Origin of the sequence: Moorena sp. SIO2C4, assembly GCF_010672485.1 — a bacterium.
GTDB classification, from domain to species: domain Bacteria; phylum Cyanobacteriota; class Cyanobacteriia; order Cyanobacteriales; family Coleofasciculaceae; genus Moorena; species Moorena producens.
Genome location: NZ_JAAHGN010001501.1, coordinates 1 through 1261, shown reverse-complemented (window position 1 = coordinate 1261; position 1261 = coordinate 1). Strand labels below are relative to the sequence as shown.

Below are 1261 nucleotides of genomic sequence, written 5' to 3'. Positions count from 1 at the left end.
GTGGGACAAAACTGTGCCTTGGCAGCCCAAGTTGGATTATCTGGAGGAGTCAAAGTAGGTAATCAAGTGTTGCTGGTGGGTCAGGTAGGAATTGCGAATCAAGTGAAAGTTGGGGATGGAGCAATTGTGACCGCTAAATCGGGAATCCACAAAGATGTAGAACCCGGAAGTATAGTTTCTGGCTATCCTGCTATTTCCAACAAACTCTGGCTAAAAATATCTGCCATCTACAATCGGCTTCCAGAAATGTATAAAATCTTGAAACAACTTGAACGAAACTTTAAAGATAAAAAATAAATATAAAAAGTTAAACAACTGGGCTCTCCTAGACTGATTATAGTAAATTAGTAGTTTAAATGAGCTTAAACCCTTAAAGAGCAAGGGATTCAATAAACTAAAAATACATTGTCTTGATGCAGTCGCTCATGGTTTGTTCGCGTTCGCCTTTGGCGTGGCCTACGGCCAAGCGTCGCCTTTGGCGATAGTTACCGTAAGACAGGCTCGCCTTAATCAATAAGTTTTAACCATGCATCTGCATAGCCTACCAACCATAAAGGCTCCCCTGTCTAAGGTTTCGTCTCCGGGGAAAACCACGGCAGTCGCTCATGGGGGGAACCCCCTTTGGCGGCGCTGCCTCCCCTGTTCCGAAGCTGCATCGCTTTTATTAAAATTGCATTTTTAAATTACTCAAGAGCTTACTAAGCAAGGACTATGGCGATTATTTTGTACTAATTTATCCTAGCCACTCTAGGAGAGCCAACAACTGAACAATTTTTGCTGTTTCTTTTGCTATGATTTTGGAACATTAAGGAATTAAGCTGACTTGAACAGATTTCTTGACAAAATCTTCATATTGGAAGCTTAGTGAGAAATAAAAACTCTAATTTTAATAATTTTTTAAGGTTATAGTTAATCGTTTCTTCTCGGAAACTTAATAAATAAATCTCAAAGTATAAATAGTTTGTAAAGATTACCTAGATACATTGACTTTTAATAAAAAAAACCTGTAAAAATTTACACAATACGTTCATTAGTCGTAAGCATTCAGCTATCAGCCGTCAGTCGTCAGCTAATCAACGGGAGGTAGTAAACAAGCTGAGGGTGCTGATATGGCTGCTTGAAAATCCCTGCTTGTTTTACTCATCCAACCCCCTGCAGTTAAACCGCCTGCTAGCACCTCAAGTAGCGATGCAGCTTCGGAACAGGGGAGGCAGCGCCGCCAAAGGGGGTTCCCCCCACTCGCGCTTTGCCGTGGTTTCCC

1 pseudogene is annotated in these 1261 nt (G+C 41.4%); it reads left to right on the top strand.

From position 1 onward, the window contains the following. Positions 1-297 (top strand): annotated as a pseudogene (locus F6K20_RS38975) (UDP-3-O-(3-hydroxymyristoyl)glucosamine N-acyltransferase); the annotation flags it as partial. Positions 298-1261: the final 964 nt, after the last annotated feature.